Below are 22,258 nucleotides of genomic sequence, written 5' to 3'. Positions count from 1 at the left end.
AGCGAAACGGCTACAGCCGCACCATTTTTCGAAAAAAGCAAACAGCCCCCGCCTAAAAGAAAGGCAAGGGGCTGTTACCGGATTATGCATTAGCGGTTAATCCAAGGTTTGCTGTTGCGGTCTGTTCTTTTCGACGATTTCGGAGCAACCGAACGGATTTTAGCTATTTTGCGCGGCTTTGTTTTTTTGATTACCGCTTCGGTTACCGCTTCAATCAACTCTTCTTCCGTGCGTTTGCCTCCGCAACCGCATGGATCATTCTGCGCGCCAGCCGTTTGACCAGGCCAGTAGGAATAAGGACTAAAGCCTTGAGCGCCGGCTACTTGATTGCCGTAATAGCCGTAGCCGACAGGTCCCATGCTGGCTGGGGATACATTCGGGGCGGCATTTGGTCCAAGCGCAAGCGGCGATACATTAGATCCAAGCGCGGCTGGAGATACGTTCGAGCCTAACGCTTCAGGCGATACATTAGATCCAAGCGCAGCCGGAGATACGTTCGAGCCTAATGCTTCTGGCGAAAAATTAGATCCAAGCGCAGCTGGAGATACGTTCGAGCCTAGCGCTGCAGGAGATACATTCGGTCCCATTTCCGCCGGAGATACCATGCCCGGATGACCGTAGCCGTACCCATAATCCGGGCCAACGTTAACCGGAGATACCATTCCGCCGTAACCATAGCCATATTCCGGCCCCATGTTTGCCGGAGAAACAGCTCCCGGCCAGCCATAACCATGACCGCCTGCAGGACCAGTCATTTCAGGGCTGACGGCTGTTGGGGCGCTATTTTCACCCAGAGCTGCCGGCGATACATTCTCTGGACCAAAGCTAGCTGGCGATACCGCACCAGGCCAGCCGTAACCTGGGCCCATTTCTGCTGGCGATACTGCCGTTGGGCCGTAGCCGTAACCTGGGCCCATCTCTGCTGGAGACACCGCACCTGGCCAGCCGTAACCATGCCCCATCTCCGCTGGTGATACTGCTGTTGGACCATAGCCGTAACCTGGGCCCATCTCTGCTGGAGACACCGCACCTGGCCAGCCGTGACCTGGTCCCATCTCTGCTGGAGACACCGCACCTGGCCAGCCGTGACCTGGTCCCATCTCTGCTGGAGACACCGCACCTGGCCAGCCGTGACCCGGGCCCATCTCTGCTGGAGACACCGCACCTGGCCAGCCGTAACCCGGGCCCATCTCTGCTGGAGACACCGCACCTGGCCAGCCGTAACCCGGGCCCATCTCTGCTGGCGATACCGCCCCTGGCCAGCCGTAACCATGCCCCATCTCTGCTGGCGATACTGCCCCTGGCCAGCCGTAACCAGGCCCCATCTCTGCTGGCGATACTGCCCCTGGCCAGCCGTAACCTGGCCCCATCTCTGCTGGGGACACTGCTGTTGGGCCGTAGCCATAACCATGCTCTGGGCCGACATTTGCCGGAGATACAAAGCCGTAGCCTTGTGTTGGACTAACTGCAGCAGGGCTTACATTAGTTGGAGCTGCATTGTTGCCTAGAGCCGCGGGAGCTGCATTATTTCCAGTCGCTGCCGGGCTTACATTTTCCGCGCCAAGTACTGGAGACGCATTCTCGGAACCAAATACAGCCGGCGATACGTTACCCATGCCGTAACCGTAGCCAGGACCAGCGGCGATAGGCATTGTTCCTGGAGGGCACCATGGCCCTTCGCTTGCAGGGCTTACATTGGATCCTGGCCATCCGCCATGACCGTAACCGAAGCCAGGGCCAACTTGCATCGGAGATACCATCGGCGCCATATTGCCGTAGCCATGGTGCTGGTGGGAAGCCGCTTCTACTGCAGGAATGCCGTATTGCTTGAACAAATCCACGCTTGGCTGCAGATTAGGCTCAGCGTTGGATTGCATGATTGGCGAAACGTTTGGCTTCATATTTGGTTGAACGTTAGCTTCCATAGCAGGCTTCATATTTGGTTTCATATTCGGCTTCACGTTTGCCGCTTCTTCCGCATGCTTCGCTTTTTTACCCGGCGATTTTTGAATAGGCAGAGCTTTCTTTGCAGGCTGCTCTTTGGCTGCCGGAGCTACAGGAGTAACAATTGGCGCCGTTGGCGTTTTCTCGATCGGAGCTACCGGAGCAATAGGAGCGGTAGGCGTTTTTTGAACCGGAGCTTGAGCTGCCGGCATCTGGCCTGTTGGCTTCTTGCCAACCCAATTCTGTACGCCATGCATCAGCGACATCGGATGAAGCGGATGATGCGCATTTCCTGTACCTTGCGCGGTTACGCCGCCGCCGTTACCCTGTACTTCTGTTGGAGTAGCTGTTTTAGGTATGTTGACAATTTCGCCTGTCAGGAGCACATTCGGATTCTTAAGCTGCGGATTCGCTTTAATCATGTCTGCCAGGGGCACTCCCCAGGCTTTCGACAGCTTCCAAAGCGTATCCCCTTGTTTCACTACATGCTGATGCATAATGTCCAGTCCTCCTGTTCCGCCGCCAACCTCGTTTGCCGATGGAACCTTCAGCTTCATTCCGACATCCAGCAGATCCGGGTTCGTAATGGAAGGGTTCAGCTTTAAAATGTCTTCAATCGATACATTATGTTTCTGGGCAATGAAATACAATGTATCGCCTTTCTTTACAACGTGGATTTTCACTAGCAAAAAACCTCCTGTCACGTTCTTTGTATAACGGCACGGCGAATGCCTGCTATCAATCATTACATCCTATGCAGAACATAGGCTGGTGTCTCCACCTTCACGCAAAAAAAATAGCGCTGCCCACAAAAGGGCAACGCTATGGCTCGTCATATCGTTACAGAAGCTGCTCGTAAGTAAAGCTTGGATAGCTGCCAAGAATCCGCACCTGGCATCCAAGCGCTTCAATCTCTTCCAACGCCGAAGGCAAAAGCACCGTATCCAGCGCCATGTCGATATCGATATAAAAATAATAATTGCCCAGCTTTTTCTTCGTCGGGCGGGATTCGATCTTCGACAGGTTGATCTTCCGCCAGGCAAACGCGGCAAGCACTTGATGCAAGGCGCCCGGGTAGTCCTCAGGGAGCGTAATCAAAATACTCGTCTTCTGCTTAGCGGATTGACGTGCCGTAAACGGCTCGCTCCCAACCAGCAGGAAACGGGTAAAGTTATTATCGTGGTCCGTGATTCCCTGGCTCAGCACATCAAGCCCATTGTTGCCGGCAGCGGTCATCGTACCAATCGCCGCCCAGCCTTGGCCGGGATTTTCCTTCACGATCTTGACGCCTTCCGACGTGCTGCCAGCCGTCTCAATCTCGGCATGCGGGAGCTCGCTCCGCAAAAACTGGAGGCATTGCGCAATCGCTACCGGATGGCTGATCACTTTCTTGATTTTGCTGAAATCAACCGTACCGCCTTCTCCGGCTGCTTCGGAGCTGCGTCCGATCAAATTCTGGATCGAAGGGTATACCCATTCCGCCTGGATGGGCAGATCCACTTCATGAACCAGCCAGTCCACATGCAGATTAACGGAGCCTTCAATCGTATTCTCTATGGGAACAACGCTATAATCGCTTACACCGTTTACGGTCGACATGAACACGTCCGCAATCAGGCGATGATGCTTCCAATTCATGGATTCTCCGGCAAACAGCCGCTTCACTGCTTCATCCGATACGGAGCCCGCCGGAAGTACTGCAATCGTCTTCATCGAACAACTTCTCCTTTGATCCGTTCCATAAGACCTGGAGCAGGGGCTGCCGCATCCTCGACCGTAATCACCGGGCCTTCTCCGCCCGGCTTCAACCACATGGTCTCTGCTTCGATGCCCTCCTGCTTCAATGTGGCAAGCAGGAATTGCTCCAGCTCGGATTTGCTCTTGCTGCCAGCATCAACAAACGCGATAAGCGTAGGACCCGCTCCGCTAAGCGCAGCTCCAAGCGCGCCGTATTCAACGGCCTGCTCCAGAATGGCCGACATGCCGGGAATAAGAGGTGCCCGGTACGGCTGGTGGAGCCGGTCGCGCATCGCATGGCGGATCAGCCCAAGCTCACCGCTAGCCAGCGCCGCAACAAGAAGGGAGCTGCGTCCGACGTTAAATACGGCGTCAGCCATGCTGATTTGCGAAGGCAGGGCATGACGGGCTTTTTCCGTTGCCAGCTGGAAAGCCGGGATCGCAACAAGCGTCTCCAGCTTTGCATGCGGCGCAAGTCTTACGTAATCCGCACGTTCCCCGTCCCAGGCGGATACTACGATGCCGCCAAACAAGGATGCTCCGACATTGTCCGGATGTCCCTCCAGCTTGGTCGCAAGCTGGAACAGCTTATGATCCGTCAGAGGACTTCCGATCAGCGCATTTGCCGCAACCAGCGCGCCAACGATAGCGGAAGCGCTGCTTCCGAGGCCTCTCGCAAGCGGAATGTCGCTGTACATCGCAACATCCAGCTCCGGAACGCTTACGCCCGCTTCTTCAAATACAAGCCGAGCCACTTTATACAACAGATTCGATTTATCGGTTGGGATGCCTTGCATTTGATCGCCGTACAGCCGGAAGGTTGTAGTCTCCGCTGCCGACATCTCGATCCACGCATAGAGCGAAAGCGCCATGCCAAGCGTATCAAAGCCAGGACCCAAATTCGCCGTGCTGGCCGGCACTTTCACAATTACTCGACGATTATTCATGACGGATAAAGCTCCTTTGTTTGCTTTTGCATTAAATCCTGCCTACGAAAAGACGCCTTAGCCTTCTACACGGTATACGCTTTTCACTTTGCGGATAACGTCCAGCGACTCAAATTTCTGCAGAACTTTTTGGATTGCGGCTTTATTCGCATCATGCGTAATCACGATAATTTCGGCATCCGGATTATTCGGATTTGGCTGCTGGAGCACCGATTCCAGGCTGACTTCATACTCGGCGAAAATTTGCGTAATTTGCGCCAGTACGCCTGCGCGGTCATCCACATGCAGGAGCAGGAAATATTTCGAAGAGATTTGCTCGTCGGATTTGAGCTTCTTCTCTTTATAAGTAAGTACGCTTTGCTTGCCGTTAACGCCAAGCTTCAGGTTTTTCACTACCGCCACAAGATCGGAAACGATCGAAGTTGCAGTTGGCAGCTCGCCCGCGCCAGGACCGTAGAACATGGTCTCGCCTACCGCTTCGCCATACACGTAAACCGCGTTATATACGCCGTTAACCGATGCGATCGGATGCGATTTCTTCACCATTGTCGGCTGTACGCTGATGCTGAACTGGTCATCTTGACGCTCGGCGATGCCAAGCAGCTTCACTTCGTAGCCAAGACGCTTCGCATACAGGATATCCTCTTTCGATACCTTCGACATGCCTTGTACGGATACATCGTCAAGCGCTACCTTCGCGCGGAAGCCAAGCGTTGCGAGAATCGTCATCTTGCGCGCCGCATCCAGACCTTCTACGTCGGAGGTTGGATCCGCTTCAGCATAACCAAGCTCTTGGGCTTCTTTAAGCACATCGCCATAGGAAGCACCCTCAAGGCTCATCTTGGACAAAATGTAGTTCGTCGTCCCGTTCACGATACCCATAATCTTCGTAATCCGGTCGGAAGAGAAGCCTTCCACCAGCGTACGGATAATCGGAATACCGCCGGCAACGCTTGCTTCGTACAGGACGTCACAGCCGTGCTCCTGCGCTTTTGCCAGAATCTCCGGGCCGTGCAGCGCCATCAGATCCTTATTTGCGGTTACGACATGCTTGCCGCGGGTGAGAGCTTCCATAATGTATTCTTTCGTAGATCCAATGCCGCCCATCACTTCAACGATAACGTCGATATCCGGATTGCTGATAATCTCCCAAGGATCTTCCGTCAGCTTGTTTGCATCAATCGAAATGCTGCGGGCTTTGCTTTTATTTTGCACGAGAATTTTCTCGATAACGATCGGGGAGCCGACCTGGCTTTGCAAATCTTCCTGATGTCCTTCAACAATACGCACTACGCCAGTCCCGACTGTACCGAGACCAAGCAAACCTACCTTCACTGGCTTCATACAATTCCCTCCATCTAATCAACCTTGTCCGATAACGGCAGCTTTACGCACGCCTTCCTGGCTGCGAATGACTTCAATCAGCGTTGTTAGTTCCTCATTCAGCTGTGAAATATCTACGGATATAACGACATTGGCTAAACCCTGCAGCGGAATGCTCTGGTTCATCGTCAGCACATTCCCTTCAAGGCTTGCCACAAGAGCCAATACCTTTGATAATACACCGGATCGATGCTCCAAATCCATCGATATTGTCACGATCCGTTCTCTTTCCAGCTCCTGAAGCGCATATACGCCGTCTTTATACTTATAAAAGGCGCTTCGGCTAAGTCCTACCTTCTCTACCGCCTCATGCACCGTGGACGCCTCGCCCCGGCCAAGCATCTCTTTGACCTGGATCGTCTTTACGATGGCTTCCGGGAGCATATCCTCACGAACGACATAATAACGTTGCGTCACTATTTCGTCCTCCCTACAAAGACAGATGTTCTTCTATAATGGACATTATATAGGAATATAAGAAATGCGGCAATAGGTAACTGCGATGCTTTTCAACAAAAAAAAGACGGCCATTGGCCGTCTTTCCGCTTTTTTGCTTTATTTCATTAACCGTTATAGTCGCTGCCTTCGAAGAATTCGAACGTAAAGTCGGCAATCTGAACCGTATCTCCGTCTCTTGCGCCTTCGCGGCGAAGCGCTGCGTCAACGCCCATTTTGCGCATCATTTGCGCAAAACGCATAATCGCGTCGTACGAGTTCATGTTCATGCGCTTCAGATAATTCTCGATTCTCGCGCCCTGCACGACAAAGATCTCGTCTTCGCGGTGAATCGTAAAGCTGTCATCCTCACGCTTCTCGAAGGTGAATACTTTACGTTCCGCGACATCCTTCACTTCTTCTACGGATACTTCTTCCGGAACCGAATCCAGCGTATCAGCCGCTTTGTACAGAAGCTCCTGCACGCCTTGCTTGGTCAGCGACGAGATCGGCACGATCAGATATTCCCGGTCGCCGCGAACCTCGTCCAGCTGCTGCTTGAACAGTTCCAGATTGTCGGCCGCCTCCGGCATATCCATCTTGTTCGCCGCAATGATCTGCGGACGTTCCGACAGCTTCTCGTTGTATTTCACGAGCTCTTCGTTAATTTTGACCCAATCCTCAAACGGATCGCGGCCTTCCGTGCCTGCCATGTCCACGACATGCACGATAACCCTTGTCCGTTCAACATGCCGCAGGAATTCATGGCCAAGCCCTACGCCTTCATGAGCGCCTTCGATCAAGCCTGGAAGATCGGCCATAACAAAGCTGCGTCCGTCGCCAACGTCTACGACACCAAGGTTAGGCGTAATCGTTGTGAAATGGTACGCTCCAATCTTGGGCTTGGCACCGGACACAACCGAGAGAAGCGTCGATTTGCCTACGCTCGGGAAGCCTACAAGACCCACGTCCGCCATCACTTTGAGCTCCAGCGTTACCCAGCGCTCCTGTCCTTCTTCGCCGTTCTCGCAAATATCCGGAGCAGGATTGTTAATCGTTGCGAACCGGATATTGCCGCGGCCGCCGCGCCCGCCGCGCGCAACGACAACTTCTTGCCCGTGGCGCGTCATATCGGCGATAATTTCCTGCGTATCGTCATCCACGATGACAGTTCCAGGTGGGATACGGATGATCATATCGTCCGCGCTAGCGCCATGCATCGATTTTACTTTGCCGCGCTCGCCTGCCGGTCCTTTGAAGTGCTTCTGGTAACGGAAGTCCATCAGCGTTCTGAGGCCCTCGTCCACTCGGAAAATAACGTCGCCGCCATTTCCGCCGTCGCCGCCTGCAGGTCCGCCTTCAGGTACGTATTTCTCGCGGCGGTAAGACACGATCCCGTTGCCCCCGTTGCCGCCTTTTACAAATATCTTCGCTTTATCGACAAACATGTTTTGCCCCCGTTCAAGCGCGCCATTCCGCTTTTAATACCAATTTCCGCTGCGGATGCTCCACATCGACCGGCAATAAAGACGCGCCTTCCAACTGCTGTTTTATTTTATCCGCAAGCTGCTGCTCGCTGGTTAAGTCGCCATCGTAATAAAAAGCCATCATCAGCATCTCCTCTTCGCGGGAGAGCTGCACAGTAAGCACTGCCGGATCGCCGTATCCTGTCTTCACCGAAAATCTGTAGGCGTTGATCAGATTGATCAAGGCTTCCGCAATAGGCTTACCCCCATCCTCCAGCTCATTCAGGTAAATGCCTTCGTCCAGCTTTACCTGAAGCTGCATGGCATTAGTGAGGGTACGAAAAGATTGTATATAGCTGATCAGCGACGGAGCACCAAGCTTTGCGATTTGGCTCTCTTCCGTCATTCTAGCCCTTATTTTCTCCACGTATTCCACGGTTTTATCCAGCTTGTTCATCCGTATGTAACCAAACAATACTTGGAGATCGTTCATCCAATCGTGCCGGTGGTGATTCAGCGTCTTTACGCTGGCCGTTTGCAGCATATAGACGGTCCGTGCCAGCCTTTGTTCCTGTTCCTTGCGTTCTGTCCTGATCCAAAATACCGCAGCTGCTATTGTCCATAAGAGAAAAAGTGCAACCAGCCATACCGAAGAAGGCCAAATGAGCGCAGCCGCACCGGGCAGCACAACGGAAGCCGCTGCCGACTGTCTCGCCATTCTAATGCGATCCATCCTGATCGTTCCCACTTTCTGCTTGATTCCTAGCTAAACCAGTATAGCATGCGAATTCGGTAGCCGAAAGATCTAAAACCAAGGTGAAACGTCCTAGCTATCATAAAACTCTTGGAATTAAACAAAAGCCCCGGCCTGTTCATCAGGCCGGGGCACTTGGTGCTATTAAGCTTCTACTGCTGCGGCTACCGGAGCCAGATCAACAGGGTACACGCTCACTTTTTTGCGATCGCGTCCCAGACGTTCGAACTTCACTACGCCTTCAACCAGTGCGAACAGCGTGTCGTCTTTACCGATACCCACGTTAGTACCTGGGTGAATCTTAGTACCGCGTTGGCGGAACAAGATGCTGCCAGCGGATACGACTTGACCGTCAGCGCGTTTAGCGCCAAGACGTTTCGAATGGCTGTCGCGGCCGTTCTTAGTAGAACCTACACCTTTCTTCGATGCGAAAAGCTGAAGATCTAATTTCAACATGGTGTTTCCCTCCTTCGTTAAAGAAGTTGATCATGAATTACGACGTATTTGCCGTAAGTTTTTGCGATTGTGCCGAGCATAACGACCATCGATTCGAGCAACAACTGCACTTTGTCGTCAATTTCCTTATCCGGCTGCTCCGGAATGTCTGACGATAGCCAGCCACCCTTCATCTTAGAAGGTAATTCCACTGTCGCCAAAGCTTCGATAGCATTGACGGTTCCGACCGATACGGCCGACACCCCGGCGCAGATAATATCCTTGCCGCGGTCTGCATATTTAGCGTGTCCGGAGATCGCAAAAGATACAATCCGTCTGTCAGCGGCTCTTCGTTTCACTGTAACGGAAATCATAAGAAAGTCCTCTTACGCTTGGATTTTCTCGATTGTTACTTTAGTGAACGGTTGACGATGACCTTGCTTGCGGCGGTAGTTCTTTTTGGCTTTGTATTTGTAAACGATGATCTTTTGGCCTTTACCTTGTTTCTCGACTTTGCCGGAAACCGTAGCGCCGGAAACAACTGGAGTACCAGTTACGAGACCTTCGCCGTTAGATACTGCCAATACGCGATCAAACGTTACGCTTTCGCCTTCAGTTACGTTCAGTTTTTCGATGTAGATTACATCGCCCTCTTGAACTTTGTATTGCTTGCCGCCAGTTTCGATAATTGCGAACATGTGTTGCACCTCCTTATTGTCGAAGACTCGCCTAACCCAGGTGGCTGCAGCAAGAAGCTGCCGCGCTTAAACCCGATTGGAGCGGTTCATGCATGTCCACACAGTTATAGGATGAGACATACTAGAACATTCTATCACACTATGCCTAACCAATCAACTATTACCTAGAAATGAATCGAAGATTTCTTTCCCGTGCCGCCGCATGCCGGGCATCGCTCGTTTAACTGCCGCGCGGCGTTGTCCCTGGCCTTTCGTCTCGTTAATTCAAGAAGTCCAAGTCTTGTCCAGCCAAACACCGTGCATTTGGTCCGGTCCTTTTTCGCCCATTCCGACAATCTGGCCATAACCTTCTCCCGGTTGGACTCATTCTCCATATCAATAAAATCAATTACGATAATGCCGCCTACGTCACGAATCCGAAGCAGCCTTGCTATCTCATCCGCCGCTTCCATGTTTGTCTTGAAAACCGTATCCTCAAGTCCTGTAGCTCCAATGTATTTCGCCGTATTTACGTCAATTACGGTTAAGGCCTCCGTCTCATCCCAGACAAGTGAGCCGCCGCTCTCCAGCCGGATACGGGACGAGAAAGCCGCCTCAATCTGATCGGTTACCCCAAACCGGTCGAATAAAGAAACCTTTTCCTTCCGTGCTTCAAACAGCTTCAACCGTCCGGCAAGATGCGGTGTCATCTCCTTCAAAAGGGAGACCGCTTCGCTGTAACGGGAAGGATCGTCCAGCCATACCTCATCCATATCGTCCGTCAGCGTATCTCTTACCGCCCGCCGCAGCAGTCCCGCTTCGCGGTGCAGCTCCGCAGGCGCCTTGGCATGTTCGGCTCGCTGCAGCACGCTTGTCCACAGCTGACGCAGCTGATCAACGTCGGCCCCAAGCGATTCCTCGCATTCGCCTTCCGCCGCGGTACGCATAATGATGCCTTCTTCGCCTTGCCTCAGCCGCTCGCCAATCATCCGGATCCGCGATCTTTCGCTTTCGGCCATAATCTTCTTCGATACTCCGACATAACCGGCAATCGGCATATAGACCAGCCAACGGCCAGGCAGCGTAAAATGCGTCGTTACGCGGGCGCCTTTGCTGCCCATCGGTTCTTTCATCACTTGCACAACAAGCTCTTGACCGGGCTTTACCAGCTCCGTAATGGAGGGTTTGTGCTCCGGCTGTTTCTCCAAATGGGGATGCAGCAGATCATCTATGTATAGAAACGCGTTTTTTCCCAGACCAATATCTACGAAAGCGGCCTGCATGCCTGGCAGAACATTGACTACTCGTCCCTTGTATACATTACCGACTAATCCGCTGCTCTCTGACTGCTCCATGAAAAAATCGATAAGCCGACCGTCCATCAGCACGGCGGTCTGCAGCAGCTCGCCGTGTCCGTGCATTAACATCCGCTTCATTCCCGAATATCAACCGCCTTACTTTTTGTCATCTACTCTATTCTACACCAAGGCTCCTAAGCGAAAAAGTGGTCTATTTTACCTCTATCGAAAAAGTTCGATAACAGCCCGGTTCGGATCCGGCTCGGCCAAATAGCGGTCAACGATTTCTTTCTCGGGCACAACCTTGACGACTCGGCCTTCCAGTTCCATCAAATAAAAGAGATGGTACTGTTCACGCCATAATAGACGAACAACACCAATAATTGGTTGCTTTAAATTTACAATTATTGGTCGAGCCAGCGTGCCACGCGAGATAGCGCGGACGGCAACCCTGTCGCGGTGCATCAGGAAACGGACAAACAAAAACGGCATATTGCGGTAGTACGTCCAATTCGTCATCAGCAGGAACAAGCCAACTACAAGCAGATTAAGCTGGATGCCGGCATCCGGCCGGATTGCGGTAGACAATGCATAGCCAATCATCAGTATACTAAGGCCAATGCTGATCCACGAGGTCCATTTCATCATGGAATAGTAGTTAAAGCCATAGCTGAAGGCAGCCTGCATCAGCTTGCCTCCATCCAGGGGATAAATAGGCAGCAGGTTAAATAAGCCGATCATGAGATTTGCCTGCCACACGTAAGCAGCCCACTCCGGATCCCACCAGCCCAACTGGCCGCAGCCCCAGGCGGCTAGTCCCATCCATACATTTTGAAGAGGACCCGCGATGGCGATCAACGCATCCTGCTTGGCCGGAATGCTGCCCGCATCTTCGATCTCCGCAACGCCGCCAAAGGGAAGCAGCCTCACTTCCCGCACCGTCAAATCAAAGCCTCTTGCAACCACGACATGCCCAATCTCATGGACTAGCACGATCAGAAATAAAGTGAAGAGCTCGGCGAAATAACCGGTCACAACAGAACCAATCATGACAAGCACAAACAGCGGATGAACGGACCAGCGGATGCCCTTCCATTTAATCAATCGGAATCACGCCCACGGGATCGACGTATTGGTTATTTTGCCGCACGGCAAAATAAAGAAGACTTGGCTCCTCGCTTGTCGTTTCTTTCAGTGTCCCAATTCCGTCGCCCGCTTCGACCCAATCATTTTGTTTAACGGTTGCAGCCCCCAGCTTGCCATACACCGAATCACGGCCGTTTGCATGCTCGATCACAACCGTAACGCCGCTGCCGTTCTCCGCCTTGGATACAACCAGGACTCTGCCGGTCTCGATGGCCGATACCTGTTCCTTGGACGTGCCCGCCAGCTCAACTCCGTTCAAGAGCTCGGCAAAGGTGCGGACGATGGCACCGTCCGGAAGCGGAGACACAACAGGCAATTCCACTGCACCGTTAGCGGATTCGGCTTCTTTCGCATTATGGTTGAATATCGGAATAAAAGAAGGCGCGCCGGCAAAAGTCTCCTTATACCACGTAGCGACCGCCGTAAAATCCATCTCGTCCGTTAAAGCATTTTTGACGATGGCTTGCCCCTTCTGCGCAAGCGGCGATTCATTGTGAAAGACGCCCCAGACCGCGGCAAACAATAGAGCGGCTATAATAACTTTCCATTTCAGTTCACTGCGGAAAAACGGCCTCTTGCCGTCTCCGTTATTCGACTCGTATATCGAAGCGAAGTCTCGTCCATAGCGGCCGCCTTTTCCGTCTCCGGACTCCCAGCCCAGCCACGGATGCGGATTTGTTTTCCACAGCTTCTCCGGATCAAGCTCGTCCCCGCCGCCCGTATCCATGTGATAGGGTACTGGTAAAAAGGACTCCTCCTCGTACCTCGGAATTTGTTTTTCCTTATTCGGCCGTGCCTTGGTTGGCGCGACCAGCTGCTCTTGCCTACGCTCCTGCTGCTGCCACAGCTTGGCCTGCTTTTCCTGCTGCTCCAGCAGCTGTCTGATTTTCTCCTGACGCCGCTCTCTGATACCGTCTTTTTTACTCATCGAATAGCCTCCCTCTCGCAAGACAAGCCGGCTGCCATTGGCGCAGCCCACATTTCCTTTCTACATAAATATGTGGCCAAGCTGACAAGTATGCGAGGGGCGGCATAATCCAAAATGGCCCGAGCTTTGTCATTGCGCATTCGAATGTTCTTCCGATCGCTGTTGTCCCCGAATTTCTTCATTTTAATCCGCTTTAGCGGATGAAATTCGGGGACAAAGGCGAACGTTTCACTTCTCCAGAATCATTCGAGCTGCTCCATTTCGGCTTAGCCTAAAAAAGGAGAAAAAAAGACCGAGCAGGTTTATGTCTGCTCGGACATGGCGGTTTCTTCACGAGCTGGGCGAAAGGCTTCAGCTCTTTTTGAGATGCGGGTTAAGGCAAGGGCGGAGCATCAAATGATTCTGTAGAAGCGTAGTGGTCGCTTTTGCGAGGGGATTCCAGTCCTATTGGAATCGTTCAAGGAATCCCCGAGCAATGGCGATCGGAAGAACATTTGATGCGCAGCCCTGCCCATTAACCTGTAAAACAAAAAAGCTGGCCTATTCGGCCAGCTCGTATTTCTCTTGGTGGGCGTTAATGCTAAACAAAATACCGATACACAGCATATTGAGCAGCAGCGAGGTACCGCCGTAGCTGATGAATGGCAGCGTAATACCGGTGATCGGCATCAGCCCAATCATCATGCCGATATTTTGGAAGATCTGAAAGACGTACATGGAGGCGATCCCGATTACGATAAACGCAGCCCGATTATCGTAACATCGGAAGGCGATAAGTATCATCCTGTATATCAATAGGAAGTACAGTAATAGCAGGATCGCCGAACCTTGGAAGCCAAACTCCTCCCCGATTACGACAAAGATCGAATCGGAATAAGGATAGGGAATGAACTTCCCGTTAATCATATCGCCCTTCATATACCCGTCGCCGCTGAGACCGCCGGAACCGATCGCTATCTTGGCGTTTTCCGACTGATGCTTGTCATCGGACGATGCCTGGCTTGGGTCCAGGAACGTATTGATCCGTTTGTACCAGTGTTCCTTGTGATGGTCCTTCAGGTAAGTCTCGATCTCGGTGTTGAACATCGTAAACAAAGAGATAGACAACACGACCGCCGCAACAACCGCGGTCAAACCAACCAGCACATGGGTATACTTGACGTTCCCGATCCAGAGCATCCCCAAGACGATAACGATATAAATAATCGCGTTGCCAAGGTCAGGCTGAATCATGACGAGAAGGAACGGCAGAAACGCAAAGGCTGCAATCGGAAGCAAGTCCTCGATAAAGGTTAGCCGATCACCCTGCCTGCGGCCCATAATATAAGCAATACCGATAATGATAATGATCTTCATAATCTCGGCAGGCTGAAACAAGAAGCCGCCCGGCAGTTTGAACCAACCGGACGCGCCGTTAATGTTTGCCCCAAAGAAGAAGACCGCTATAAGCAGCGCCACTCCGATACCGTATAAAACGTACCAGCTTTTCAGTAATATGCGATAATCAAAGACGGTAGCCATAATAGCTACAAAAAAACCGGCTATATAAAAGAAGACTGTTTTCAGATCATAGTTGTGATAAAGCGGGTTGTTATGCGTAGCGCTTCTAACCAAAATGGTGCTAATGCCCATTAGGCAGAGCAGAATGGCTACGATGCCCCAGTCTATCTTTTTCAGCTTGTTTAGCACAAGGCAATCATCCTATTCCAAGAAACTTGCGGAAGCGTTTGAAGGCACCGGCCTTCTCGTCGAGCAGCATAAGCGGAACCATATCCCCCAGAATCCGGCGCGCAATATTGCGGTAAGCGATAGCGGCACGCGAAGAGGGATCCATAACCGTTGGTTCTCCGGAATTGGCAGCCTTGATAACCTTCTCGTCATCAGGGACAATACCAAGCAGATCAACGGCAAGCACTTGGCAAATTTCATCAATATCAAGCATTTCGCCGTTCTTCACCATGTTCTGGCGAATCCGGTTAATAATAATTTTGGACGGTATCTGCTCTTTCTCGAGCAATCCGATAACACGGTCAGCATCCCGAACCGCGGCATTCTCCGGCGTTGTTACAACGATCGCGCGATCCGCGCCTGCAATCGCATTGCGGAAGCCATGCTCGATGCCTGCCGGACAGTCAATAATCACGTAATCGAAATCCTTCTTAAGCTCAAGCACCATATCCCGGACTTGATCCGGCGATACGTCCTGCTTATCCTTGGTTTGGGCAGCAGGCAGCATGTACAGCTCTTCAAAGCGCTTGTCTTTAATCAAAGCTTGATTAAGCCGGCAGCGTCCTTCGGCTACATCAATCAGGTCGTAAATAATTCGATTCTCAAGTCCCATTACAACATCCAAATTACGCAATCCGATGTCGGTATCGACCATACAAACCTTTTTGCCAAGCAAAGCAAGTGCCGTACCTAAATTAGCCGAGGTCGTCGTTTTACCGACTCCACCTTTGCCTGATGTTACAACAATCGCCTCTCCCATGCATGAACACCCCTTATACCTTAATCGGATTATTGCGTAAACGGAATAATTGCGTCATTTTGTCAATCTGCATGATTCCCTCATACAAATAAGCGAATTCCATGGCTGCATCCCCGGACATCCATTCCTCCGGAGGACGGCTGATGACATCGGCAATTCGAAGCTGTGTTGGACGCATAAGCGAAGCGGCGATAATGACATCCGTTCGGCCGTTTACGCCTGCATGGGCGACACCTCTCAGTGCGCCCATTACGTATATATCTCCGCTGCACAGGATTGTACCGCCCGGATTCACATCCCCAGCTAGCAGCAGGTCACCGTCATGCTCAATTGTTTGGCCGGAACGGACAATTCCCGTTATAACATGAGGACCGGCGGGAGCCGTATTGGCCCCATCCTGCACCGCAGAGGACGATTCAATCGACTGAACCATTAAATTGCCCTGCGAGCGAATGACCGATTTGATCCGTTCCTTATCATCCTCGCCAAGCTGCCTTGTCCCAAGTTTCACATGCACGTGAACGAGCGGGCCGGTCAGCAGCTGCTGATGCGTTTTCTCCAACTTATACTGCAGCTCGTCGAGCAAAACTGCGAATTCGCACTTATCGTCGAGAAGGAACACGAGACCTTCCTTGACACCTTTTATCATAATATGCTGCTTCTCGGTCACGTCTGTCCCTCCCCAACGTAATCCATTCTTTTCGCGGTGTGCAAATTCCTGCTTTCTGCCTATAAATTATTCTTCATCCGAATCCGGATTCAGCTTCAAATGGCTTTCGAAAAGACGCCTTGCCGGTACGTAAACCGCCAGCGCAAAGACCAGTTGAAGGAACAGGCTTGGCAAAATATGTTCCATCAGCGCCCAGGCATACGTTTCTTTCGTAATCCGGAAGACCATATTTACGAAATACACAATCGTGTCGTACAAAATAGAGCCGAGGCCAACCACGGACAACGCCGTGAGCAGCGTGCTGCGCCGGCGCTCCAGCAGTACGCCGGTATAGTATCCGATAAGTCCCATGGAAAAGGCGTTAACACCCATTAAATGTCCGAAGTAGACGATATCCTGCAGAAAACCAAAGCTTATTCCGAAAAATAAAGCCCGGTGCCGCCCGCTGTATAAGGCAGCAAAAACAACGAAAACGAACATAAAATGAGGTACGATTCTTCCTGTCAGCTCAACCGGAATAAGCCAAGGCATTATGGCGCCCTCTACGATAAACAAGAGCAGCATGACTAGAATAAGACGGTTGATGCCTTTATCGCCCATCTTATTCATCTCCCGATTCCGTCGGCTGAACGACAAACACTTCGGTCAGATGATCGAATTTGGCTGCCATTTTAATCGTAGCGGTATGGGTAAGGCCAAAATCGCCGACCTGTCTGGTTTCTACCGTACCGATCACTAGACCGCGAGGGTAAACATTGCCGAGACCGGATGTAATAACCGTATCGTCAACAATCATTTTGTCGTTTTCGGCAATTTTTGTCATAATGAGGCGATCTGTTTCCTTATCATAGCTGCCTACAATACCAAACGACTCGTTCTCCCTGCCGAGAACCGTTGCCGCAATGGCGTTTGACGTTGGCGAGGTGTCATCGAGTTCCGTAAGCGGAGTTACCGTTGCCGTGTACGGACGGACATTGCTGACAAGACCAACAAGTCCGTCAATTGTCGTTACGGCCATATTGGGCTTGATTCCGTTCTTTGAACCTAGGTTTATAACCATCGTATGATTGTATGGATCGTTATCAATTGCAATAACTTGGGCAATCAAATAATTGTATTTGTACATATTCTTCTGGCGTTCCGTAAAATGAAGCTCTTCCTGCAGCCGCTCGTTCTCCTTCTGGACAAAATTGTAATTAATTTTGTCCCGCGCATAAGCAGCAGCCGTCAGCTTCAGCTGTTCATTCTCCTCATGCAGCGTCTTGAGTTCGCGAATGTCCTCAAAGAAGCCCGCTACTAATCCAGCGGGCTTGTAGAACCATTGCTGCGCGAATCCAACAGAATCGCCGAGAAACTTCTCGGGCCAAGTCAGCTCCTTGCGGTCGCTTAGTGAGAAACCGATAACCGCAATGAACAGGATTAATCCGATCATAAGCATAAACAACCGCTTATTTCTTAGCAGCTTAAACAGTTTTAATCACCTGCCCGTTCCATATCCTAACCGCTCCGGTTCTCTTATCGTTTCGAGCGGGAAGATCCGCCTTTTTTGAACAAGTGAATGTGGTCAAGCGAACGGCCTGTACCAATAGCTACGCAATCAAGCGGATTATCCGCTACAATGACAGGCATTCCTGTCTCGCGTGCCAACAGCTTGTCCAGGTTGCGAAGCAACGCTCCGCCGCCGGTAAGCACAATACCGCGGTCCATAATGTCGGCAGACAATTCAGGCGGGCATTTTTCCAGCGTAATTTTTACCGCGTCTACAATCGAATTTACCGTGTCCATCAGCGCTTCCGTAACTTCTTCCGAAGTAATAGGCAGCGTCTTAGGCAGACCCGTTACGAGGTCGCGGCCGCGAATTTCGATCGACTCGGAAACATCAAACGGAAGTGCCGTACCAATCTCCATCTTCAGCTGCTCGGCTGTTCTTTCGCCGATCATAAGATTATAGAAACGTTTGATATATTGGATAATCGCTTCATCCATCTCGTCGCCTGCTACGCGGATCGAACGGCTTGTAACGATACCGCCAAGCGAAATAACGGCAACTTCCGTTGTGCCGCCGCCGATATCAACAACCATGCTGCCTGTTGGCTCCCATACGGGAAGATCGGCACCGATTGCAGCCGCAAACGGTTCTTCGATCGTATACGCTTCGCGAGCGCCCGCTTGCTTGGCCGCATCCTCAACAGCGCGTTTTTCTACCGCGGTAATACCGGACGGTACGCAAACCATAACGTTAGGATGCTTAGGAAACAGCGATTTTTGTTTTTGCGCGGAACGGATAAAATATTTGATCATTGTTGCGGTTGTTTCGAAATCGGCGATAACGCCATCTTTCATCGGACGAACGGCACGAATGTTGCCAGGTGTTCTGCCGATCATTTTTTTCGCTTGTTCACCAACCGCTTCAATCGTTTTTGTGTCAGTACGCAGAGCTACAACAGACGGCTCTCTTACAACAATACCTTTTCCTTTTACAAATACGAGCGTGTTTGCAGTACCCAAATCAATTCCCAAATCTTTCGAAAAACCACCAAACATGTTAATGCTCCCTTCTAATTGCGACAATCCTACTTATTATATTACATGTAACCATGTTCCTTCAAACTGATAAACCTTCCATCCCCGATGACCAAATGGTCCAGCACTTCAATCCCCATCAGTTCACCAGCCTCCACAAGGCGCTTCGTTAATGTGACGTCTTCCGGGCTTGGCATAGGGTCTCCGCTCGGATGATTATGAACACAAATAATTGAAGCACTGCCGGCTTTCACGGCCGCTCGAAAAACTTCTCTTGGATGAACAAGAGACGCGTTAAGCGTACCAACCGATAACGTTTCCCGGGCAATAATATGGTTCTTCGTATTCAGAAACAGGCAGACGAAGTGCTCCTTTTTCAGGTAGCGCATCTCTTCCATCACATAGTTCGCAGCATCCTGCGGTTTACGTACCGTCACAATCTCGCCTTGTCCGCTCCGTACGATACGGCGTCCAAGCTCGATTCCGGCCCGCAGCTGGACCGCTTTTGCCGGTCCAATCCCTTTTATTGCCGTCAGCTCGCTCATGCTCATATCAAGCAAATTGCGCAAGCTTCCGCATTCTTTTAATATTTTACCAGCCAAATGCACAGCCGATTCTTGCTTTGTACCCGTACGCAGCAGAATCGCAAGCAATTCGGTATGGCTTAGCGCTTCGGCCCCATATTGCATCATGCGTTCTCTTGGTCGCTCTTCATGGGGGACATTTCGTAACAGATTGCCTTGCTCCATGTCCGTCCCTGCCTCTTCTTCCAGCTAAAATGATATGGCATTACTTGGTGTTATGTCCAAATCAAGGTCACTTCATGAAAAGTTAATCTAGAAAACCTGAATTTCATATTGAGCAAGCATGTCCGACAACAGAGACACCGGCAGGCCAACGACATTAAAATAACAGCCGTCAATCTTCTCGACCAGCGTTGCGCCAAGCCCCTGAATCCCGTAAGCACCTGCTTTATCATCGGGTTCGCCCGTTGCGATATAACGCTTCAGCACTTCATCTCGCATCGGCTTCATATAAACCTTCGTCATCCGATGCGCGGAAGTCTCGGCACCGGTCTCCGCAACCACGCAAGCCACTCCCGTATAAACTTCATGCTCCCGACCTTGAAGGCTCCGCAGCATGGACAATGCATCTTCATGGTCCTTTGGCTTGCCAAGCACCCGGCCGTCTACAACAACAATCGTGTCTGCTCCAACTACGAGAGAATGATTCTCTTCCCGGCGTTCCTTCAGAATTGCTGCGGTCGCATGCGCCTTACGAAGAGCGAGCTGCTCGACAATATGCGCAGGCGCCCAATCGGAAGGTACCGACTCGTCGGCATCAGAGGACAAAATATAAACCGGCAAGGAAAGGCCCAGCGATGCGACCAGTTCCTTCCGGCGCGGAGACGACGATGCCAGCACAAGCTGGCTGATCGGTTTAGTCGATTCATACTTGCTCAAAGTCCCACTTGCTCCTTCATTTCCGGCAGATTAACCGGTTTACATTTTACGATATAACCAAATAGCGGCTAAAGCGCCAATAATACTGAATAAACTAATTTGAACATGTACATTCAGATCCAGGCTGAGCACATACAGATCAACGGCGGGAGACCAGGTTGTATCGATTGTTTTGGTCAAAAAAGAGATTCCGGATACCGGCTCCAGCCATCGCGCAACAAGTGCGCCGGCCACTAAGCCCAGCACGAGGAAAAGCAATAAAATCCAGCCGTTTTTCTTCATTATTCAACGCCTCTCGCCATTTATTGACACCTGTTCCCTATTATACTTAGGTTCGATTTCGTTTACAATGCGTTGATCGCTTCATACCATTGTTTTTGCGTGACGACCGCGTCCATCAGCGCGTCCTGGACAGCCCACAAATGCGATTGCGACGGCTTTTTATCGTACTCCTCTAGCGATTTGGCCGCCGTATTCATAGATTGAATTAATTTTATGAGAAATGCTTTTCCGGACTCATCCGTTACGCCTGCCTGCATCGCTTTGACGCTTCCCGTCCACTTCTGATACTCTGTCTGCCAGGATTCGGCAGCGGCAGAGCTAAGCGGCGACAAGCTTGGCTGTTCAAGCTGGGTTAAGGCTAGTTCATCGAGCATGCCGATCAGGCCGATTGTGTTGTTCATAAATGCCGTTGCCGCTTTGGCGTCTCCCGCAAACGGGAACTGTTCGGGCACTTGAACGTCGATCTGCTTGATATAGACGGGAACGTCTTCGCCAAGATCATTGCTGAGGGCAAGCGCACGCCCCTTATCTATCGCCATTCCCGCATATACCCGGTAGTCGTTAGCCGTTTGCAGTCCGGCAGCAGCCAGCCCTTTATCAGACAGTTCCTTAATGGCAGCGTCTCTGCCTTCCGTGTTGCTGAATACCCCGTATTGGAGCAGCTGATACGATTGCAGCGGTATGTCCAGCTTCACCCGGCCCGCTGTCTGACTAACCGCAGGACTGGACGCGCCGCCATTCGAATTCGTTTTATCCCCGTTTGGCGACGCGCTTGGATTCGTTACGGATCCGTTAACGGGATTGGCCAGCTTATCGGAACCGGACTGATCCGGCGTATTCGTAAACAGGGATAGCAGCAAATAGCCGAACAACGCACCTGTTGCCAGCGCTCCAGCTACCGATAGAAACACTTTGATCCAGGATGGGGGCGCGGAATAATTAAGAACGGGACCGGACCAGCGGTTTGCCTTCTGTCCATTGTTATTCAGGCTCAAGTCCACGTCCAGCTCCGGATAATGCTCCAGCTCGCCCCAAGGATCGGACTGCTTCGGCATAGGCACGGCATGCGGTTCCGGCTGCACGGACTTTGGTTCGGACAGCGGGATTGACTCCGGTAATGCCGCCGGCTGCGCCTTTTGACGGGGATGCCACTGCGCGGGTCGCTGCGCCTGCTTGGCCGACGGTCCGGGCTCCGGTTGAGAATCAAGAACAACCGGGTCCTGAACATACTTAGGCTTTTTTACCGGTAGAGCGGCGGGAGCTGCCTGCATCTTCTCCGCTGCTTGAGCCGGTTTTGGTTCCGTCTCGCGAATCAGATCCTCAAGCGCGCCGACATCCTCTTGGAACGGACTCATCCATGGACTAAACGGGCTTTCCGCAGTCTCGTATTCGGTTTTGGCATAGAGAGGCACAATATTCGAAGGCTTGCCCTGTTCCCGTTCCGGGGCTTGCTGAGGCTTAGCGCTAATTTCCTTTCGGCCGTTATCTTCAACACTCTGGCCGGTGCGGTCAAATCGGTAAGTGATCCGGTTATTCTTGTTCATGTCATTCTCTCCTTGTCCCGTTCTTCTAATGCTACTCTATGAGATTCGATTGAGAATTATGATAGATTTGCCGGACTCGCTTACTAAAAAACGCCCCAAAAAACCTCGTTAGAGGCTTTCGGGGCGTTCTTCGCCATA

Annotated in this window: 23 protein-coding genes; all 23 read right to left on the bottom strand. The window is 51.6% G+C overall.

Annotation, left to right across the window (positions count from 1 at the left end):
- Positions 1–89 precede the first annotated feature (89 nt).
- The 23 genes from WFJ73_RS18275 to WFJ73_RS18165 all read right to left on the bottom strand — a co-directional run bounded on the left by WFJ73_RS18275 (position 90) and on the right by WFJ73_RS18165 (position 22,120).
- Complete coding sequence (locus tag WFJ73_RS18275) at positions 90–2,627, bottom strand: LysM peptidoglycan-binding domain-containing protein (RefSeq protein ID WP_336774414.1); 2,538 nt, start codon at positions 2,625–2,627, stop codon at positions 90–92.
- Positions 2,628–2,784: 157 nt separating this feature from the next.
- Positions 2,785–3,657, bottom strand: coding sequence for a prephenate dehydratase (pheA, locus tag WFJ73_RS18270; protein ID WP_336774413.1), 873 nt, complete (start codon positions 3,655–3,657; stop codon positions 2,785–2,787).
- A complete protein-coding gene (thrB, locus tag WFJ73_RS18265; RefSeq protein ID WP_336774412.1) occupies positions 3,654–4,628 on the bottom strand; it encodes a homoserine kinase in 975 nt (324 codons plus the stop codon). The genes pheA and thrB overlap by 4 nt, the downstream gene beginning before the upstream one ends.
- A 57-nt stretch (positions 4,629–4,685) precedes the next feature.
- Complete coding sequence (locus tag WFJ73_RS18260) at positions 4,686–5,972, bottom strand: homoserine dehydrogenase (protein WP_336774411.1); 1,287 nt, start codon at positions 5,970–5,972, stop codon at positions 4,686–4,688.
- Positions 5,973–5,990: 18 nt separating this feature from the next.
- A complete protein-coding gene (locus WFJ73_RS18255; RefSeq protein WP_336774410.1) occupies positions 5,991–6,428 on the bottom strand; it encodes an ACT domain-containing protein in 438 nt (145 codons plus the stop codon).
- A gap of 146 nt (positions 6,429–6,574) precedes the next feature.
- Positions 6,575–7,894, bottom strand: a complete 1,320-nt coding sequence (gene obgE, locus WFJ73_RS18250; RefSeq protein ID WP_127494573.1) for a GTPase ObgE — start codon at positions 7,892–7,894, stop codon at positions 6,575–6,577.
- 13 nt (positions 7,895–7,907) lie between these two features.
- Positions 7,908–8,645: a Spo0B domain-containing protein gene (locus tag WFJ73_RS18245; protein WP_336774409.1), complete on the bottom strand. Its 738-nt coding sequence runs from the start codon at positions 8,643–8,645 to the stop codon at positions 7,908–7,910.
- Positions 8,646–8,810: 165 nt separating this feature from the next.
- Positions 8,811–9,122 carry a 50S ribosomal protein L27 gene (gene rpmA, locus WFJ73_RS18240; protein ID WP_015845972.1) on the bottom strand — a complete coding sequence of 104 codons (312 nt, stop codon included), beginning with the start codon at positions 9,120–9,122 and terminating at the stop codon, positions 8,811–8,813.
- A 17-nt stretch (positions 9,123–9,139) separates the two neighbouring features.
- The gene (locus WFJ73_RS18235; RefSeq protein WP_336774408.1) at positions 9,140–9,475 is read right to left on the bottom strand and encodes a ribosomal-processing cysteine protease Prp; all 336 of its coding nucleotides are present in this window, start codon (positions 9,473–9,475) and stop codon (positions 9,140–9,142) included.
- A 12-nt stretch (positions 9,476–9,487) separates the two neighbouring features.
- The gene (gene rplU, locus WFJ73_RS18230; RefSeq protein WP_015845974.1) at positions 9,488–9,799 is read right to left on the bottom strand and encodes a 50S ribosomal protein L21; all 312 of its coding nucleotides are present in this window, start codon (positions 9,797–9,799) and stop codon (positions 9,488–9,490) included.
- Between the two features lie 164 nt (positions 9,800–9,963).
- Positions 9,964–11,214, bottom strand: coding sequence for an Rne/Rng family ribonuclease (locus WFJ73_RS18225; protein WP_336774407.1), 1,251 nt, complete (start codon positions 11,212–11,214; stop codon positions 9,964–9,966).
- Between the two features lie 84 nt (positions 11,215–11,298).
- Positions 11,299–12,180 carry a M50 family metallopeptidase gene (locus WFJ73_RS18220; RefSeq protein ID WP_336774406.1) on the bottom strand — a complete coding sequence of 294 codons (882 nt, stop codon included), beginning with the start codon at positions 12,178–12,180 and terminating at the stop codon, positions 11,299–11,301.
- Positions 12,173–13,150, bottom strand: a complete 978-nt coding sequence (locus WFJ73_RS18215; RefSeq protein WP_336774405.1) for a M23 family metallopeptidase — start codon at positions 13,148–13,150, stop codon at positions 12,173–12,175. The genes WFJ73_RS18220 and WFJ73_RS18215 overlap by 8 nt, the downstream gene beginning before the upstream one ends.
- A 540-nt stretch (positions 13,151–13,690) precedes the next feature.
- Positions 13,691–14,839, bottom strand: a complete 1,149-nt coding sequence (locus WFJ73_RS18210; RefSeq protein ID WP_336774404.1) for an FtsW/RodA/SpoVE family cell cycle protein — start codon at positions 14,837–14,839, stop codon at positions 13,691–13,693.
- A 7-nt stretch (positions 14,840–14,846) separates the two neighbouring features.
- Complete coding sequence (gene minD, locus WFJ73_RS18205) at positions 14,847–15,638, bottom strand: septum site-determining protein MinD (RefSeq protein ID WP_127494587.1); 792 nt, start codon at positions 15,636–15,638, stop codon at positions 14,847–14,849.
- A gap of 13 nt (positions 15,639–15,651) precedes the next feature.
- Entirely contained in the window at positions 15,652–16,308 is a 657-nt protein-coding gene (gene minC, locus WFJ73_RS18200) for a septum site-determining protein MinC (protein WP_442955960.1), read from the bottom strand.
- 66 nt (positions 16,309–16,374) lie between these two features.
- The gene (gene mreD / locus WFJ73_RS18195; RefSeq protein WP_336774403.1) at positions 16,375–16,908 is read right to left on the bottom strand and encodes a rod shape-determining protein MreD; all 534 of its coding nucleotides are present in this window, start codon (positions 16,906–16,908) and stop codon (positions 16,375–16,377) included.
- Between the two features lies 1 nt (position 16,909).
- A complete protein-coding gene (gene mreC, locus WFJ73_RS18190) occupies positions 16,910–17,746 on the bottom strand; it encodes a rod shape-determining protein MreC (protein ID WP_049790071.1) in 837 nt (278 codons plus the stop codon).
- Between the two features lie 77 nt (positions 17,747–17,823).
- Positions 17,824–18,852, bottom strand: a complete 1,029-nt coding sequence (locus WFJ73_RS18185) for a rod shape-determining protein (RefSeq protein ID WP_127494594.1) — start codon at positions 18,850–18,852, stop codon at positions 17,824–17,826.
- Positions 18,853–18,893: 41 nt separating this feature from the next.
- A complete protein-coding gene (gene radC, locus WFJ73_RS18180) occupies positions 18,894–19,580 on the bottom strand; it encodes a RadC family protein (protein ID WP_127494597.1) in 687 nt (228 codons plus the stop codon).
- A gap of 87 nt (positions 19,581–19,667) precedes the next feature.
- Entirely contained in the window at positions 19,668–20,294 is a 627-nt protein-coding gene (locus tag WFJ73_RS18175; protein ID WP_336774402.1) for a Maf family protein, read from the bottom strand.
- 39 nt (positions 20,295–20,333) lie between these two features.
- Positions 20,334–20,576, bottom strand: a complete 243-nt coding sequence (locus WFJ73_RS18170) for a DUF4321 domain-containing protein (protein WP_015845986.1) — start codon at positions 20,574–20,576, stop codon at positions 20,334–20,336.
- Positions 20,577–20,638: 62 nt separating this feature from the next.
- Complete coding sequence (locus WFJ73_RS18165) at positions 20,639–22,120, bottom strand: hypothetical protein (protein ID WP_336774401.1); 1,482 nt, start codon at positions 22,118–22,120, stop codon at positions 20,639–20,641.
- Positions 22,121–22,258: the final 138 nt, after the last annotated feature.

It is taken from the genome of Paenibacillus sp. MMO-58, assembly GCF_037146255.1.
Classification (GTDB): Bacteria; Bacillota; Bacilli; order Paenibacillales; family Paenibacillaceae; genus Pristimantibacillus.
Note: the sequence above shows the minus strand (reverse complement) of the source record. Positions and strands in the feature narration are given on the sequence as shown.